The sequence below is a fragment of the Sulfuricaulis limicola genome, from assembly GCF_002355735.1.
GTDB classification, from domain to species: domain Bacteria; phylum Pseudomonadota; class Gammaproteobacteria; order Acidiferrobacterales; family Sulfurifustaceae; genus Sulfuricaulis; species Sulfuricaulis limicola.
The window spans coordinates 1,772,789-1,785,710 of sequence record NZ_AP014879.1 but is presented as its reverse complement, the minus strand read 5'-3'; the positions used below and the strand labels follow the sequence as shown (position 1 = coordinate 1,785,710).

Below are 12,922 nucleotides of genomic sequence, written 5' to 3'. Positions count from 1 at the left end.
TTGTGTCTCCGCCCATGATCGCGTTGCGCAGGCTCGCACATTTCCTCGCCTTCGGATTCGGCGCCGGCAAGGCGCCGGTGGCGCCGGGCACCTTCGGCACGCTGGTTGGCATCGCGGCCTATCTGTTGCTGCAACCCCTGTCGGCATTGAGCTACGCCGTTACCGTGCTGGCGTTGTTCGGGCTGGGCGTGTGGTTGTGTCAGGTGACGGAACGTGACCTGGGCGTGCATGACCATCCCGGCATCGTGTGGGACGAGATCGTCGGATACCTTATTACCATGTACATGGCCCCCGCAGGATGGGTATGGATCGTGGCGGGATTTCTCCTTTTCCGGCTGTTCGACATCTGGAAGCCGTTTCCCATCCGCCAGCTCGAGCGCCGGATCCGGGGTGGATTCGGCAACATGCTGGACGATGCCCTGGCCGGTTTGTACTCTCTGGCGGTGCTGCAGGGGATTGTGTTTCTGGCGAAATGAGCCAGAAGCTATCTCAAAATAAGTTTTTGTAACCACAGATGAACACGGATGGACACAGATAAAAAAATCAACGAGATGTGTTATCCGTGTTTATCTGTGTTCATCTGTGGTTCTGAAATCTTATAAATGGATATTTGAGACAGGATAATCACATGACACCCGTTGCGGAACTCAAACGCACGCTGTCCCTGGCGCAGCTGGTCCTGTATGGCCTCGGCACCATCCTCGGCGCCGGCATTTACGTGCTGGTCGGCAAGGTGGCGGGCCTGGCCGGCCTGTACGCGCCGGTCTCGTTCATCGTGGCGGCGGTGCTGGCGGGTTTGACGGGCCTGTCCTATGCCGAACTGTCGGCGCGTTATCCGCGCAGCGCGGGCGAGGCGGTGTATGTGCAGGAAGGGCTGCAGCGGCGCGTGCTGTCGGTGCTGGTGGGATTTCTGATCATCCTGACGGGCGTGGTCTCGGCGGCCACGATCGCGAACGGCTTCGTCGGTTATCTGCATGTGTTCGTGCCGGTGCCCGACTGGCTCGCCGTCACGCTGCTGGTGCTGCTGCTGGGTGCGCTGGCGGCCTGGGGCATCAGCGAGTCGGTGATGGCGGCGTCGCTGATCACGCTGTTCGAAGTCGGCGGGCTGATTCTGGTTATCCTGGTGGCGGGCGACAGCCTGGGTACATTGCCGGCGCGCCTGCCGGAGTTGATTCCGCCGCCCGACACCGGGGTGTGGCTGGGAATCATGCTGGGGGCATTTCTCGCGTTCTATGCCTTCATCGGTTTCGAGGACATGGTGAACGTGGCCGAGGAGGTCAAGGACCCGGGGCGCATCCTGCCGCTCGCCATTGTCATCACGATCGTGATTTCAACCGTCCTGTACCTGCTGGTGGCGCTGGTGGCGGTGCTGGCCTTGCCGCCGGCTGAACTGGCGCAGAGCCGCGCGCCGTTGGCGCTGATTTACGAGCGGGCCACCGGTTCCGCGCCGACGCTCATCAGTCTGATCAGCATCTTCGCCGTGGTGAACGGCGCGTTGATCCAGATCATCATGGCTGCGCGCGTTTTGTACGGCATGAGCCGCGAGGGCTGGCTGCATCGCGCGCTGGGGAAAGTCCATGCGCGCACGCGGACACCGCTGCTGGCCACGGCCGTGGCCACCGCGATTGTCCTGGCCCTGGCCCTGTGGCTGCCGCTGGTGACGCTGGCGAAGGCGACGAGTTTTGTCATCCTGATAGTGTTCGCCCTGGTCAATCTGTCGCTGGTGCGCATCAAGCGCAAGCATCCGCGCCCGGAAGGGATAACAATTTATCCGGCCTGGATTCCGCTCGCCGGTTTCCTCTCGGCGACGGGTTTCGTGCTGTTTCAGCTCTATCAGCTGGCCGGAAACTGACGCATGGAAACCCTGCTCATCTATCTGGTGGTCGGCGCCTTCGTCGGCCTGATCGCCGGCCTGCTCGGCGTCGGTGGCGGGCTCATCATCGTTCCGGTGCTGGTGTTCGTTTTTCAGGGGCAGGGCGTTTCCCCGGAGGTGATCGTGCATCTGGCCATCGGCACCTCGCTCGCGACCATCGCCATCACCTCGATTTCCTCCATGCGCGCGCATCACCGGCATGGCGCGGTGCAGTGGGACGTGTTCCGCCGGCTCACGCCCGGCATTGTGGTCGGGGCACTGTTGGGCGCGGTGATCGCCGATTTCCTGCCGACCAAGGCGATGCGCCTGTGGTTCGGTGTTTTCGAATTGCTGGTGGCGGCGCAGATCGGCTTCAACCTCATGGTGGCGCCGCGCGGCCACTTGCCAGGCAGCGTGGGCACGAACATCGCCGGCGGCGTGATCGGCGCGATTTCAGCGGCGCTCGGCATCGGCGGCGGCACACTGACCACCCCGTTCCTGGTGTGGTGCAACTTTTCCCTGCGGCAGGCGGTGGCCACGTCCAGCGCCTGCGGTCTGCCCATCGCCCTGGCCGGCGCCGCCGGTTTTGTCGCCACCGGCTGGAATAACAGCGGTCTTCCTGAATGGAGCAGCGGCTATCTTTATTGGCCGGCGTTTGCCGGGATTGTGGTATCCAGCCTGTTGTTCGCCCCGCTCGGCGCGAAGCTCACGCACACCCTGCCGGTCACCGTGCTGCGGCGCTTCTTCGCCGTGTTCCTGGCGGTGCTGGGCGTGCGCATGTTAATTGGATAAGCGGCCTGTCGCCGAAGCGGCTGTCGCGTTATCCTTGCGCGCATGGAAATCGAAACACTGGCACGTGCCGTCAGCCATGAACTGAAACGCCAGGGTTTGATGCTGGTCACGGCCGAATCCTGCACTGGCGGCTGGGTGGCGCAGATGATCACCTCGGTGTCCGGTAGCTCCGAATGGTTCGAGCGCGGTTTCGTTGCTTACACCAACCTGGCCAAACGCGAGATGCTGGGCGTGAAAACGACCATCCTGTCGCGCTACGGTGCCGTGAGCGAGCAGACCGCGCGTGCCATGGCCGAGGGCGCCCTGACCCATTCCCACGCGCAGGTCGCGCTCGCGATCACCGGCATCGCCGGCCCGAGCGGCGGCACGCCGGAGAAACCGGTCGGCACCGTGTGTTTCGCCTGGGCCGGCAAGAAGCGCGACACCAATAGCATCAAGCAGGTGTTTTCCGGGGACCGCGAGAGCGTGCGCCGGCAGGCGGTGGCGGCGGCGCTACAGGGCGTGCTGGATTTTATTCGCTGAATCAACAAGCTTAGCCGGCATGCGTAGGGCGCAATAGCGAAGCGTATTGCGCCGGATGAGAAGCGTGCACGCCTGCAAGAATCATTCGCGGGTTACGGCAAAAACCGCCTAACCCGCCCTGTGAATCAGAGGTGCGCGGCGCGACATCAACCCCTGGTTTGTAAGGTCGGGTTTTAGTGCCGTGGCAGGCGGAGTCCGCGCGGGGCTAGGCCATTTGATGGGAACTGTGGAATAATCGTTTTCACATACAGCTTTTCATAAACTGAACACCGTTTCGGCGGATTGCCGCAGGAGAACAGCATGGACACGAACAAGACCAAGGCGTTGAACATGGCCCTGGGACAGATCGAGAAGCAATTCGGCAAGGGCTCGGTCATGCGCCTCGGCGACGCCGGGGTGGTGCAGCAGGTGGAGGCGGTTTCCACCGGTTCGCTGGGGCTGGATATCGCCCTCGGTATCGGCGGTCTGCCGCGCGGCCGGGTGGTCGAAATTTACGGCCCGGAATCCTCGGGCAAAACCACGCTGTCCCTGTCCGTGGTGGCCCAGATCCAGAAATTGGGCGGTGCGGCGGCCTTCATTGACGCCGAGCATGCCCTCGACCCCCTGTATGCCAAGAAACTCGGCGTGAACATTGATGATCTGCTGGTATCCCAGCCGGATTCCGGCGAGCAGGCGCTGGAAATCGCCGACATGCTGGTGCGTTCGGGCGGCGTGGACATCGTGGTCATCGACTCGGTGGCGGCGCTGACGCCCAAGGCTGAGATCGAGGGCGAGATGGGTGACTCGCACATGGGCCTGCAGGCGCGCCTGATGAGCCAGGCACTGCGCAAACTGACCGCCAATATCAAGCGTTCCAACACCCTGGTGGTGTTCATCAACCAGATCCGCATGAAAATCGGTGTCATGTTTGGCAACCCCGAGACCACCACCGGCGGCAACGCGCTCAAGTTCTACGCCTCGGTGCGCCTCGACATCCGCCGCATCGGCGCCATCAAGAAGGGCGAGGAAGTCATCGGCAGCCAGACGCGGGTGAAGGTGGTCAAGAACAAGGTCGCACCGCCGTTCCGCCAGACCGAGTTCGACATCATTTACAATGAAGGCATCTCGAAGGAAGGCGAGCTCGTCGACATCGGCTCCGAGAGCGGCATCGTCGAGAAGACCGGCGCCTGGTACAGCTTCAACAAGGAGCGCATCGGCCAGGGCAAGGACAACGCCCGCCAGTTCCTGAAGGACAACCCGGACATCGCCGCCGAGATCGAGAAGCGCATCCGTGAAAAAGCGGTTGTCTCCGCCCAGGCCACGGGCGCGGAAGACGAGGCCGAGGAAGCCACAGCGGAGGAAGAGGCCTGAGGCAGGAAACGCCGGAAGTCGATCTCCCGCGGGCGCGCCAGCTGGCGCTTGGCTGGCTCGCCAGACGCGAACACAGCCGGCGGGAGATATATAATAAGTTGCTCAAAAAGGGGTGCGCCGAGGCGATAGCCGCCGAGGTGGTCAGGCAGCTCGAAACGGAGCGGCTGTTGTCCGATGACCGCTTCATGGAAAGCCTGATCCAGGCGCGACGCAATCGCGGTTACGGCCCGTTGCGGATTCAAAAAGAGTTACAGGAAAAAGGGGTGGCGCCGGAGGCGATCGCCAACTGGCTCGATGCCACGAGCCGGGACTGGATCGACGATATCCGGCGCGTACAACGCAAGAAATTCGGGGCACGTTTACCCAGGAATTACACCGAGCGCGCGCGCCAGGCGCGCTTCCTGCAATATCGCGGCTTCACTTATGATCAAATACAGCAATTACTCGATCCTCGCGGGTCGGACTAGAAGCCCTGACTATATGAAATTAATATGATTCTGAACCGCCAAGGCGCCAAGGCCGCCAAGAAAAGCAATTATTGGGAATTCGAATCCTTGGCGTTCTTGGCGTCTTGGCGGTTAATTCTTTTTAAATAAATTCAGTTCGTCCCCGTCATGAAAAGCAGCGAAATCCGCCAGCGCTTCCTCGATTTTTTCAAACGTCACGGCCATGTGATCGTGCCGTCCAGCCCGCTGGTGCCAGCGAACGACCCGACCCTGCTGTTCACCAATGCCGGCATGGTGCAGTTCAAGGAAGTCTTCCTTGGTCTCGAAAAGCGCCCCTACGTGCGCGCGGTCAGCTCGCAACGCTGCGTACGCGCCGGCGGCAAGCACAACGACCTCGAGAACGTCGGCTACACCTCGCGCCACCACACCTTCTTCGAGATGCTGGGCAATTTCAGTTTCGGCGATTACTTCAAGCGCGAGGGCATCAAGTATGCCTGGGATTTCCTGACGCAGGAGCTGAAGCTGCCGCCGGAGCGGCTGTGGGTGACGGTATATAAGGATGACCACGAGGCCGCCGACATCTGGCTGAAAGAAATGAAAGTGGACCCGACGCGTTTCGGGTATCTGGGCGAAAGCTCGAATTTCTGGCAGATGGGCGACACCGGTCCCTGCGGCCCCTGTTCCGAGATCTTCTACGACCACGGCCCCGGCATTCCCGGCGGGCCGCCCGGCTCGCCGGACGAGGACGGCGACCGCTATGTCGAGATCTGGAACCTGGTGTTCATGCAGTACAACCGCGACGCCAGCGGCAAGCTCACGCCGCTGCCCAAGCCGTCCGTCGATACCGGCATGGGTCTGGAACGCATTTCGGCGGTACAGCAGGGCGTGCACAGCAATTACCAGATCGACCTGTTCCAGAACCTCATCCGTGCCGCCGTCGAGATCACCGGCGCGAGCGATCATCAAAGCCATTCGCTGAACGTCGTGTCCGACCACATCCGGGCGGCGGCATTCCTGATCATCGACGGTGTGCTGCCGTCGAACGAAGGCCGGGGATACGTGCTGCGGCGCATCATCCGTCGCGCCATCCGACATGGTCACAAGCTTGGCGCGACTGAAACGTTCTTCTACAAACTGGTCGGGCCGCTGTGCCAGCAGATGGGTGATGCCTATCCCGAGCTTAACAAGGAGCGCGCACAGGTTGAGCGTGTACTGCAACAGGAAGAAGATCGTTTCAACGAAACTCTCGATCAGGGATTGCGGATACTCGAAGACGATATTGCCGCGCTCAAGGGCGACACCATTTCAGGTTCGACCGCTTTCAAGCTCTATGACACTTATGGTTTCCCGGTGGATCTCACGCGTGACGTGGCTCTGGAGCGCAACCTGAAACTCGACATGGCCGGCTTCGAGCGCGAAATGGAAGCCCAGCGCGAACGCGCCCGTGCGGCTTCATCGTTCAAGACTGCCGAGATTGGCGCCGTCACCGTGGATCAGCCGACGCAATTCACCGGCTACGAGCGGCTGAACGACGAAGGAAAAATCCTGCAAATCACACGCGGTTCCGATCTCGCCCAGACGGACAACCTGCGCGCCGGTGAATCGGGAAATATCGTGCTCGACCGCACCCCGTTTTACGCCGAATCCGGCGGCCAAGTCGGCGACCGCGGCGTGTTGCGCATTGGCGAGGCGCTGTTCCGCGTCGAGGACACGCAGAAACATGGGGCGATTCACGTGCATCAGGGTCGGGTCGAGAAGGGCCAGTTCCGTGCTGGCGACAAGGTGACGGCCGAGGTCGACGCCATGCTGCGCCGCGCCACTGTGCTCAACCACTCGGCCACGCACCTGATGCACAAGGCCTTGCGCGACGTGCTCGGCGCGCATGTGCAGCAGAAGGGTTCGCGGGTGGACGAGCAGCACACGCGCTTCGATTTTTCCCATTCCGCGCCGATGACCCCGGAGCAGATCACCGAGGTCGAGCGGCGCGTTAACGAGCAGATTCTGCACAACGACGACACGCGGGCACGCGTCATGGACATGGACTCCGCGAAGGCGGAAGGCGCTATGGCGCTGTTCGGCGAGAAGTATGGCAACGAGGTGCGGGTGCTGAACATCGGCGACTCGATCGAGCTGTGCGGCGGCACGCATGTGCGCCGTACCGGCGACATCGGTCTGTTCAAGATCGTCTCCGAGGGCGGCGTCGCCTCCGGCGTGCGGCGCATCGAGGCCGTCACCGGGCCCGGCGTGCTGAACTATTTATACGAACGCGAGAACAAGCTGCGCGAAGCGGCCGAGATGCTGCGCGCCAGCCCCGAGGAGGTGCCGCGCAAGGTCGAGCAACTGACCCAGCGTCTCAAGGGTCTGGAAAAGGAACTGGATCAACTGCGTGGCAAGCTCGCTGCCGGCGGCTCCAAGGACCTGGCGGCTGAAGCGAAAGAGGTCAAGGGCATCAAGGTGCTCGCCAGTCGGCTGGACGGGATGGACGCCAAGGGACTGCGCGAGGCGCTGGACCGTCTCAAGGACAAGCTGGCGCCGGCGGCGATCGTGCTGGCGGCCGTCGCGGATGACAAGGTCACGCTCATTGCCGGGGTGACCAAGGAGCTGGCGGGTCGGCTGCACGCCGGCGAGCTGGTGAACCAGGTTGCTGCGGGCGTGGGCGGCAAGGGCGGTGGCCGCCCGGACATGGCGCAGGCCGGCGGCACCAATCCCGCTGGTCTCCAGGCAGCCCTCGATAGCGTGCCGGGCTGGGTCGAGCAGAATCTGAAGTAATTCCAGCCCGTTTTTGTCTCTTACGGGCTGTTTACTCGCGTTCCAAAAGCGGGTTTAATTTGCGCCCCAAAAATTCAGAGCGCGCCGCAGGCGTACCCGACTCCCCCTCTCCCCTTGCGGGAGAGGGTAAGGGGAGAGGGGGAGCCAGCAACAAGCGAAACCGGTATCCATGGCATTGATCGTCCAGAAATACGGCGGCACCTCCGTCGGCAGCCCCGAGCGCATCAATGCCGTGGCCGAGAAGGTCGCGCGCATGCGCAAGAACGGCGACGATCTGGTCGTGGTGGTTTCCGCCATGAGCGGCGAGACCGACCGGCTGTTGAAGCTCGCCAGATCCATCAACACCGATCCGTCGCCACGCGAGCTCGATGTATTGCTGGCGACCGGCGAGCAAACCACGATCGCCTTGCTGGCCATGGCGCTCGAGAAAATAGGTTGCCCGGCGCGTTCCTATACCGGTCATCAGGTCCACATTCGCACCGACAACGTCTATGGAAAGGCGCGCATTCTCGATATCGACGAGTCGCGCGTGCGCGATGATTTGAACAAAGGACGCGTGGTCGTGGTCGCCGGTTTTCAGGGCGTGGATGAAGATGGCAATATCACCACGCTGGGGCGCGGCGGTTCGGATACCACGGGCGTGGCCATGGCCGCGGCGCTCAAGGCCGATGAATGCCAGATCTACACCGACGTGGACGGCGTGTACACCACCGATCCGCGTATCGTGCCCGAGGCGCGGCGGCTGGACCGCATCACCTTCGAGGAGATGCTGGAGCTGGCGAGCCTCGGATCCAAGGTGCTGCAGATCCGCTCGGTCGAGTTCGCCGGCAAGTACCGGGTTCCGTTGCGCGTGCTGTCCTCCTTCGCGGAAGGGCCGGGCACGCTCATTACCTATGAGGAAAACAATATGGAAGCGCCAGTCATATCAGGCATCGCGTTCAACCGTGACGAGGCCAAGCTCACCGTGCGCGGCGTGCCGGACAAGCCCGGCATCGCCGCCCATATCCTGAACGAGATCGGCAAGGCCAACATCAACGTGGACATGATCGTGCAGAACGTGGGCGCCGACGGCACCACCGACTTCACCTTCACGGTTCATCGCGGCGACTACAAGAAGGCTCTGGACATCCTGAAGCGGGTTTCCCTGGAGCTGAAGGCGCGCGAGGTCAGCGGCGACGACAAGATCGTGAAAATCTCCGTGGTCGGCGTGGGCATGCGCTCGCATGCCGGCATCGCCAGCCAGATGTTCCGGACCCTGGCGGACGAAGGTATCAACATCCAGATGATCTCCACCTCGGAGATCAAGATTTCCGTGGTGGTCGACGAAAAGTACCTGGAATTGGGGGTACGCTCCCTGCACAAGGCCTTCGGTCTCGAACAAAAGCCATAAATCCCCGGTTTGACCCCCTCCAAAGCTGGCACAGAAGCTGCATAGATACAGACAGGCAGGCGAAGACGGACGGATAGGCAGGATTTTCCTGCGATATCCGTAAGTTAGCACTCAGCCGAGCGGCCGGGATGGCCGTGGGCGGTGTGCGGGAGACGCCGAATATGTCGTATCGCCTGCCGCCAAGGGGAAACTTTGCCGGAAATTCGTCAGGGAGACGCGCGGCAAACCTGTTGAGGAGCCGGTTCGGCCAGGGGTGGGCGATCGGGTAAAAGGAAAGGGAACGTTATGGAATCAGGTAATACCGAAAGGAGTGCAGAACAATGCTGATACTTACTCGACGCATTGGCGAAACCCTCAACATTGGCGACGATGTTCAGGTCACCGTGCTTGGTATCAAGGGTAACCAGGTGCGAATCGGCGTAAATGCGCCCAAAGAGGTCCCCGTGCATCGCGAGGAAATCTACGAGCGCATCAAGAAAGAGAAAGAATCGGGCCAGGTCCATCCCATGCCGGGTCTGGCGCACGGCAGCGGCAAAGGCTGAACCGCCGGGGTTTTGCTTTACGCGCCGTGAGCGCGCAGGTATCCTTGCAGGCGCATTTGCGCTTGCAAGGAGAGATGGCCGAGTGGTCGAAGGCGCACCCCTGCTAAGGGTGTATACGCCAAAAGCGTATCGAGGGTTCAAATCCCTCTCTCTCCGCCAGCTTTCCGCCGATATTTTTGTTCCCCCTGAGGCTGAATCCGGCCTTTTTCATTCCATTCACTGTCCAGTATAATGCGCGGCTTCTTTAGTTCAGATTTTTAGCGCCCGTAGCTCAGCTGGATAGAGTATCAGGCTACGAACCTGAGGGTCGGGAGTTCGAATCTCTCCGGGCGCGCCATATAAATATAAAAAAAAGGGGGCGGCAAGCCCTCTTTTTTGTTTTTTGCCGTTGAGTCTCAATAAAAGCATTAATCCCGGGGCGGCTTAAGCTTTGGGGGTTTTGTGGAAAATAAGAACGATTTTGTACGTCTGGCACAGTAATTGCTGCATCCTGCAAGGTAACCGTTCAATTTCGAGGCTGTCCAAGAGGGCGGCTTCGAAAACCCGGATCCGGTCTGTCACGGCAGACTGCGATTTCGAGTCCGGGCGATTGAGCGATGTAACGGGGCCTTTGTAAAGGATCGACAGAGTTGCTCTATGATTCGACTGTTCAAGCACTATGTGCCGTTACCACTTTTCCTCATGGCTGTTACCGAGGCGGTGGTGCTGTTTGCCTCCATGTATATCGGCGCGGTGGTGCGTTTCTCCTGGGAAGATCCCAGCGACATTGAATCCCTCGGTCCCATATTCCCCCGAGCCCTGATTTTTACCCTCGTCATGCTCAGCATCATGACGGCGTTCGGCTTGCATCAACGCGACGTCAAGCAGGAAGGTGAATGGGGACATCTTGTCCGCTTCGTGGCCAGCTTCGTCGCCGGTTTGGTGGTGATGCTGCTGGTTTTCTATGTTTTCCCGCATCTGCATCTCGGTCGCGGCGCGTTCGGTCTTGTGTTCCTGCTTGCGTTTGCGGGAACGGCGCTGACCCGGCTGGTTTTTGTCAGGCTGTTCAAGCTGGATGCCATGCGCCGGCGCGTGTTGCTTCTGGGGGCCGGCAGCCGCACCGCCAAGATCGAGGGGCTGGAGCGGGATGAACAGGGAGAGCGCAAATTCAATCTGGTGGGCTGCTTGCCTCTCAACAATTCGGATTGTTGCCTGGATCGCACCCGGATACTGCACGACAAGGGACCCATTCTTTCCATCGCCAGAAAATACAAGATCGATGAAATCGTCGTCGGCGTGCGCGAGCGGCGCGGCGGCGGCCTGCCGGCAGACCAGTTGCTGGAGTGCAAACTGGCGGGCATCGAGGTTGTCGATCTGTCTTCCTTCTTCGAGCGCGAGACCGGCCAGATCCAGGTCGAATCGCTGAACCCAAGCTGGATGATATTCTCCGACGGTTTCGGCCGCAGCCCGCTGAAGGACGTCTCCAAGCGCATGTTCGATGTCGCCGCCAGCGGCGCATTGCTGTTGCTGACTTTGCCGGTGATGCTGATAACGGCGTTGCTGATCTGGCTGGAAAGCGGCGGCCCGATTTTTTACCGCCAGGAGCGCGTTGGCGAGAATGGACGTGTTTTCAGGGTGCTGAAGTTTCGCAGCATGCGCCAAGATGCCGAACGTGACGGTGTCCCGCAGTGGGCGAAAAAGCAGGACAGTCGGGTGACGCGCGTGGGCCGGGTTATCCGCCTGTTGCGCATCGATGAGCTGCCGCAGGTTTTCAACGTGTTCAAGGGCGACATGAGCTTCGTCGGCCCGCGTCCGGAAAGGCCGTTTTTCGTGGAGGATCTGACCAAGAAAATTTCCTACTACCCGTCACGGCACACGGTCAAGCCGGGCATTACCGGATGGGCCCAGATACGTTATCCCTACGGCGCGACCGTGGAGGACGCCGTGCAGAAATTGCAGTACGACCTTTATTACGTGAAAAACCACACCCTGTTTCTGGACCTGATTATTCTTTTTCAGACCGCGCAGGTGATCCTCTTCGGCAAGGGCGCGCGCTGAATCGTGGGGCGCGAGGGTGAGATTACGGTCTTACCCTGAGTGGATACAGCGGCGCCTCCTGCCATTCCCTCACGCGATCACCCTCGAAGTAAATCTGCGAAGCGCCGTATTCCCAGACGTTTCCGGCATCGCGATCGGGCGCACCTTGCGCCGCCAGGACCTCCGCTTTCGTTGAACCTTTCCCGAAGTAACGGTTGTCGTCCGCTGTTTGTCCGGGGACCAGGCTGACTCGCAAGGGACTGTCCATGCTTTCTTCCCAGCCAATGACCTTGCCGGCGGCGAAGTAGATTTTCGAATTGCCATAGTGCCAGACATTGTTTTCGGTGCGGGTGGGAACTCCCTGGATCGCATAGACCTCGCCGAGCGAGGACCCGGTCGTAAAATGTTTGGCCGGTGGCGTGACATCCTCCTGTTCCGGTGCGGCGGTCGGTGCCTGAATGACGGGCCCCGCCTCCACAAGGGCGTGGTTGCCTGGTTCCCAGGGGGTGTACTGCCAGAGGTAATAGACGGATCCGATCAGCGCCAGGGAGGCGATGATGCGGGCGCGCTGTCTGGATATCCAGGGCCTGGATTCGCCGGCGGACGCCGCCGCTGCGGGTTCCGGTATTCCGGCCTCGGCAGCCGGGTCCTTTGTGGGGCCGGCAGGGACGGTACTCTCACCGGTAACGGGTGACGTCTCTTGCTCGACGGGCAGAGGCAGGACGCCAAACTTCATGTAGTAATTGGCAAGTTCCTTGTACGACTGGGTGATTTCCTTGGTTTTCTCCTCGGCCAGCCTTTTCTGGCGGACATCCTGCTGGAACCGGTCCGGGTGCCAGGCATTGACCATTTTTTTATAGGCCTGGCGCAACTGTTTCCAGCTGACCCCGGGCTGAACCCCGAGCGTGCGATAGTTTTTGAGGAAGTTTTCGGTCATGAGTTACATCCAGCGCCGGAACATCATTTCGCGGATTTTCAAACGAATGTCATGGATAGGTGGTCGTACGCAGGATTCCGGGGCGTCCGTTGACGGCATTGCCAAGGCCCCTGATTATAAGGGCGAAAAGCAATTTTTACTCGTGGCCCAAGCCACTGGTTTGCCGGGGCTGCAAGATAACTCCATGTTTCGTTATGAAATTTGACTGACGGTTTGCGGCAGATCACATTTATCGGGATTAACTGTATAATCCCCCGCGTCGTTTGTGGAACGGTAGGACAGGATGCTGCATCACCGTTTTATCGG

Annotated in this window: 12 protein-coding genes and 2 tRNA genes; 13 read left to right on the top strand and 1 reads right to left on the bottom strand. The window is 60.8% G+C overall.

Annotated features, from left to right (window positions below; genetic code table 11):
* The first annotated feature begins 14 nt into the window (after positions 1 to 14).
* The 12 genes from SCL_RS08595 (at position 15) to SCL_RS08540 (ending at position 11,700) form a co-directional block, all read left to right on the top strand.
* Positions 15 to 476, top strand: a complete 462-nt coding sequence (locus SCL_RS08595; protein ID WP_096360837.1) for a phosphatidylglycerophosphatase A family protein — start codon at positions 15 to 17, stop codon at positions 474 to 476.
* Positions 477 to 628: 152 nt separating this feature from the next.
* Complete coding sequence (locus SCL_RS08590) at positions 629 to 1,852, top strand: APC family permease (protein WP_096360836.1); 1,224 nt, start codon at positions 629 to 631, stop codon at positions 1,850 to 1,852.
* Positions 1,853 to 1,855: 3 nt separating this feature from the next.
* Positions 1,856 to 2,644: a sulfite exporter TauE/SafE family protein gene (locus SCL_RS08585; RefSeq protein ID WP_096360835.1), complete on the top strand. Its 789-nt coding sequence runs from the start codon at positions 1,856 to 1,858 to the stop codon at positions 2,642 to 2,644.
* Positions 2,645 to 2,686: 42 nt separating this feature from the next.
* Complete coding sequence (locus SCL_RS08580) at positions 2,687 to 3,166, top strand: CinA family protein (protein WP_096360834.1); 480 nt, start codon at positions 2,687 to 2,689, stop codon at positions 3,164 to 3,166.
* 300 nt (positions 3,167 to 3,466) lie between these two features.
* Complete coding sequence (gene recA, locus SCL_RS08575) at positions 3,467 to 4,516, top strand: recombinase RecA (protein WP_096360833.1); 1,050 nt, start codon at positions 3,467 to 3,469, stop codon at positions 4,514 to 4,516.
* A complete protein-coding gene (locus SCL_RS08570) occupies positions 4,513 to 4,983 on the top strand; it encodes a regulatory protein RecX (RefSeq protein WP_096360832.1) in 471 nt (156 codons plus the stop codon). The genes recA and SCL_RS08570 overlap by 4 nt, the downstream gene beginning before the upstream one ends.
* A 147-nt stretch (positions 4,984 to 5,130) precedes the next feature.
* Positions 5,131 to 7,731, top strand: coding sequence for an alanine--tRNA ligase (gene alaS, locus SCL_RS08565; RefSeq protein WP_096360831.1), 2,601 nt, complete (start codon positions 5,131 to 5,133; stop codon positions 7,729 to 7,731).
* Between the two features lie 169 nt (positions 7,732 to 7,900).
* Positions 7,901 to 9,121: an aspartate kinase gene (locus SCL_RS08560; RefSeq protein WP_096360830.1), complete on the top strand. Its 1,221-nt coding sequence runs from the start codon at positions 7,901 to 7,903 to the stop codon at positions 9,119 to 9,121.
* A gap of 320 nt (positions 9,122 to 9,441) precedes the next feature.
* Positions 9,442 to 9,663 (top strand): carbon storage regulator CsrA, encoded by a 222-nt coding sequence (gene csrA, locus SCL_RS08555; RefSeq protein WP_096360829.1) that lies wholly within the window; start codon positions 9,442 to 9,444, stop codon positions 9,661 to 9,663.
* A 68-nt stretch (positions 9,664 to 9,731) separates the two neighbouring features.
* Positions 9,732 to 9,822 (top strand) — tRNA-Ser (locus SCL_RS08550).
* A 101-nt stretch (positions 9,823 to 9,923) separates the two neighbouring features.
* A tRNA-Arg gene (locus SCL_RS08545) sits at positions 9,924 to 10,000 on the top strand.
* Positions 10,001 to 10,299: 299 nt separating this feature from the next.
* Positions 10,300 to 11,700, top strand: a complete 1,401-nt coding sequence (locus SCL_RS08540) for a TIGR03013 family XrtA/PEP-CTERM system glycosyltransferase (protein ID WP_096360828.1) — start codon at positions 10,300 to 10,302, stop codon at positions 11,698 to 11,700.
* Positions 11,701 to 11,722: 22 nt separating this feature from the next.
* Here the strand turns inward: SCL_RS08540 and SCL_RS08535 are convergent, their stop codons facing one another.
* Positions 11,723 to 12,616, bottom strand: coding sequence for a J domain-containing protein (locus tag SCL_RS08535; RefSeq protein WP_096360827.1), 894 nt, complete (start codon positions 12,614 to 12,616; stop codon positions 11,723 to 11,725).
* Here SCL_RS08535 and SCL_RS08530 point away from each other — a divergent pair.
* Positions 12,615 to 12,821, top strand: a complete 207-nt coding sequence (locus tag SCL_RS08530; protein ID WP_096360826.1) for a hypothetical protein — start codon at positions 12,615 to 12,617, stop codon at positions 12,819 to 12,821. The genes SCL_RS08535 and SCL_RS08530 overlap by 2 nt on opposite strands.
* Positions 12,822 to 12,922 lie beyond the last annotated feature (101 nt).

Bases quoted from the DNA above. Each gene is read 5' to 3' on its own strand.
- SCL_RS08595 (WP_096360837.1), top strand. From the start codon at position 15: ATGATCGCGTTGCGCAGGCTCGCACATTTCCTCGCCTTCGGATTCGGC.
- SCL_RS08590 (WP_096360836.1), top strand. From the start codon at position 629: ATGACACCCGTTGCGGAACTCAAACGCACGCTGTCCCTGGCGCAGCTG.
- SCL_RS08585 (WP_096360835.1), top strand. From the start codon at position 1,856: ATGGAAACCCTGCTCATCTATCTGGTGGTCGGCGCCTTCGTCGGCCTG.
- SCL_RS08580 (WP_096360834.1), top strand. From the start codon at position 2,687: ATGGAAATCGAAACACTGGCACGTGCCGTCAGCCATGAACTGAAACGC.
- recA (WP_096360833.1), top strand. From the start codon at position 3,467: ATGGACACGAACAAGACCAAGGCGTTGAACATGGCCCTGGGACAGATC.
- alaS (WP_096360831.1), top strand. From the start codon at position 5,131: ATGAAAAGCAGCGAAATCCGCCAGCGCTTCCTCGATTTTTTCAAACGT.
- SCL_RS08560 (WP_096360830.1), top strand. From the start codon at position 7,901: ATGGCATTGATCGTCCAGAAATACGGCGGCACCTCCGTCGGCAGCCCC.
- csrA (WP_096360829.1), top strand. From the start codon at position 9,442: ATGCTGATACTTACTCGACGCATTGGCGAAACCCTCAACATTGGCGAC.
- SCL_RS08540 (WP_096360828.1), top strand. From the start codon at position 10,300: ATGATTCGACTGTTCAAGCACTATGTGCCGTTACCACTTTTCCTCATG.
- SCL_RS08530 (WP_096360826.1), top strand. From the start codon at position 12,615: ATGAGTTACATCCAGCGCCGGAACATCATTTCGCGGATTTTCAAACGA.
- SCL_RS08535 (WP_096360827.1), bottom strand. From the start codon at position 12,616: ATGACCGAAAACTTCCTCAAAAACTATCGCACGCTCGGGGTTCAGCCC.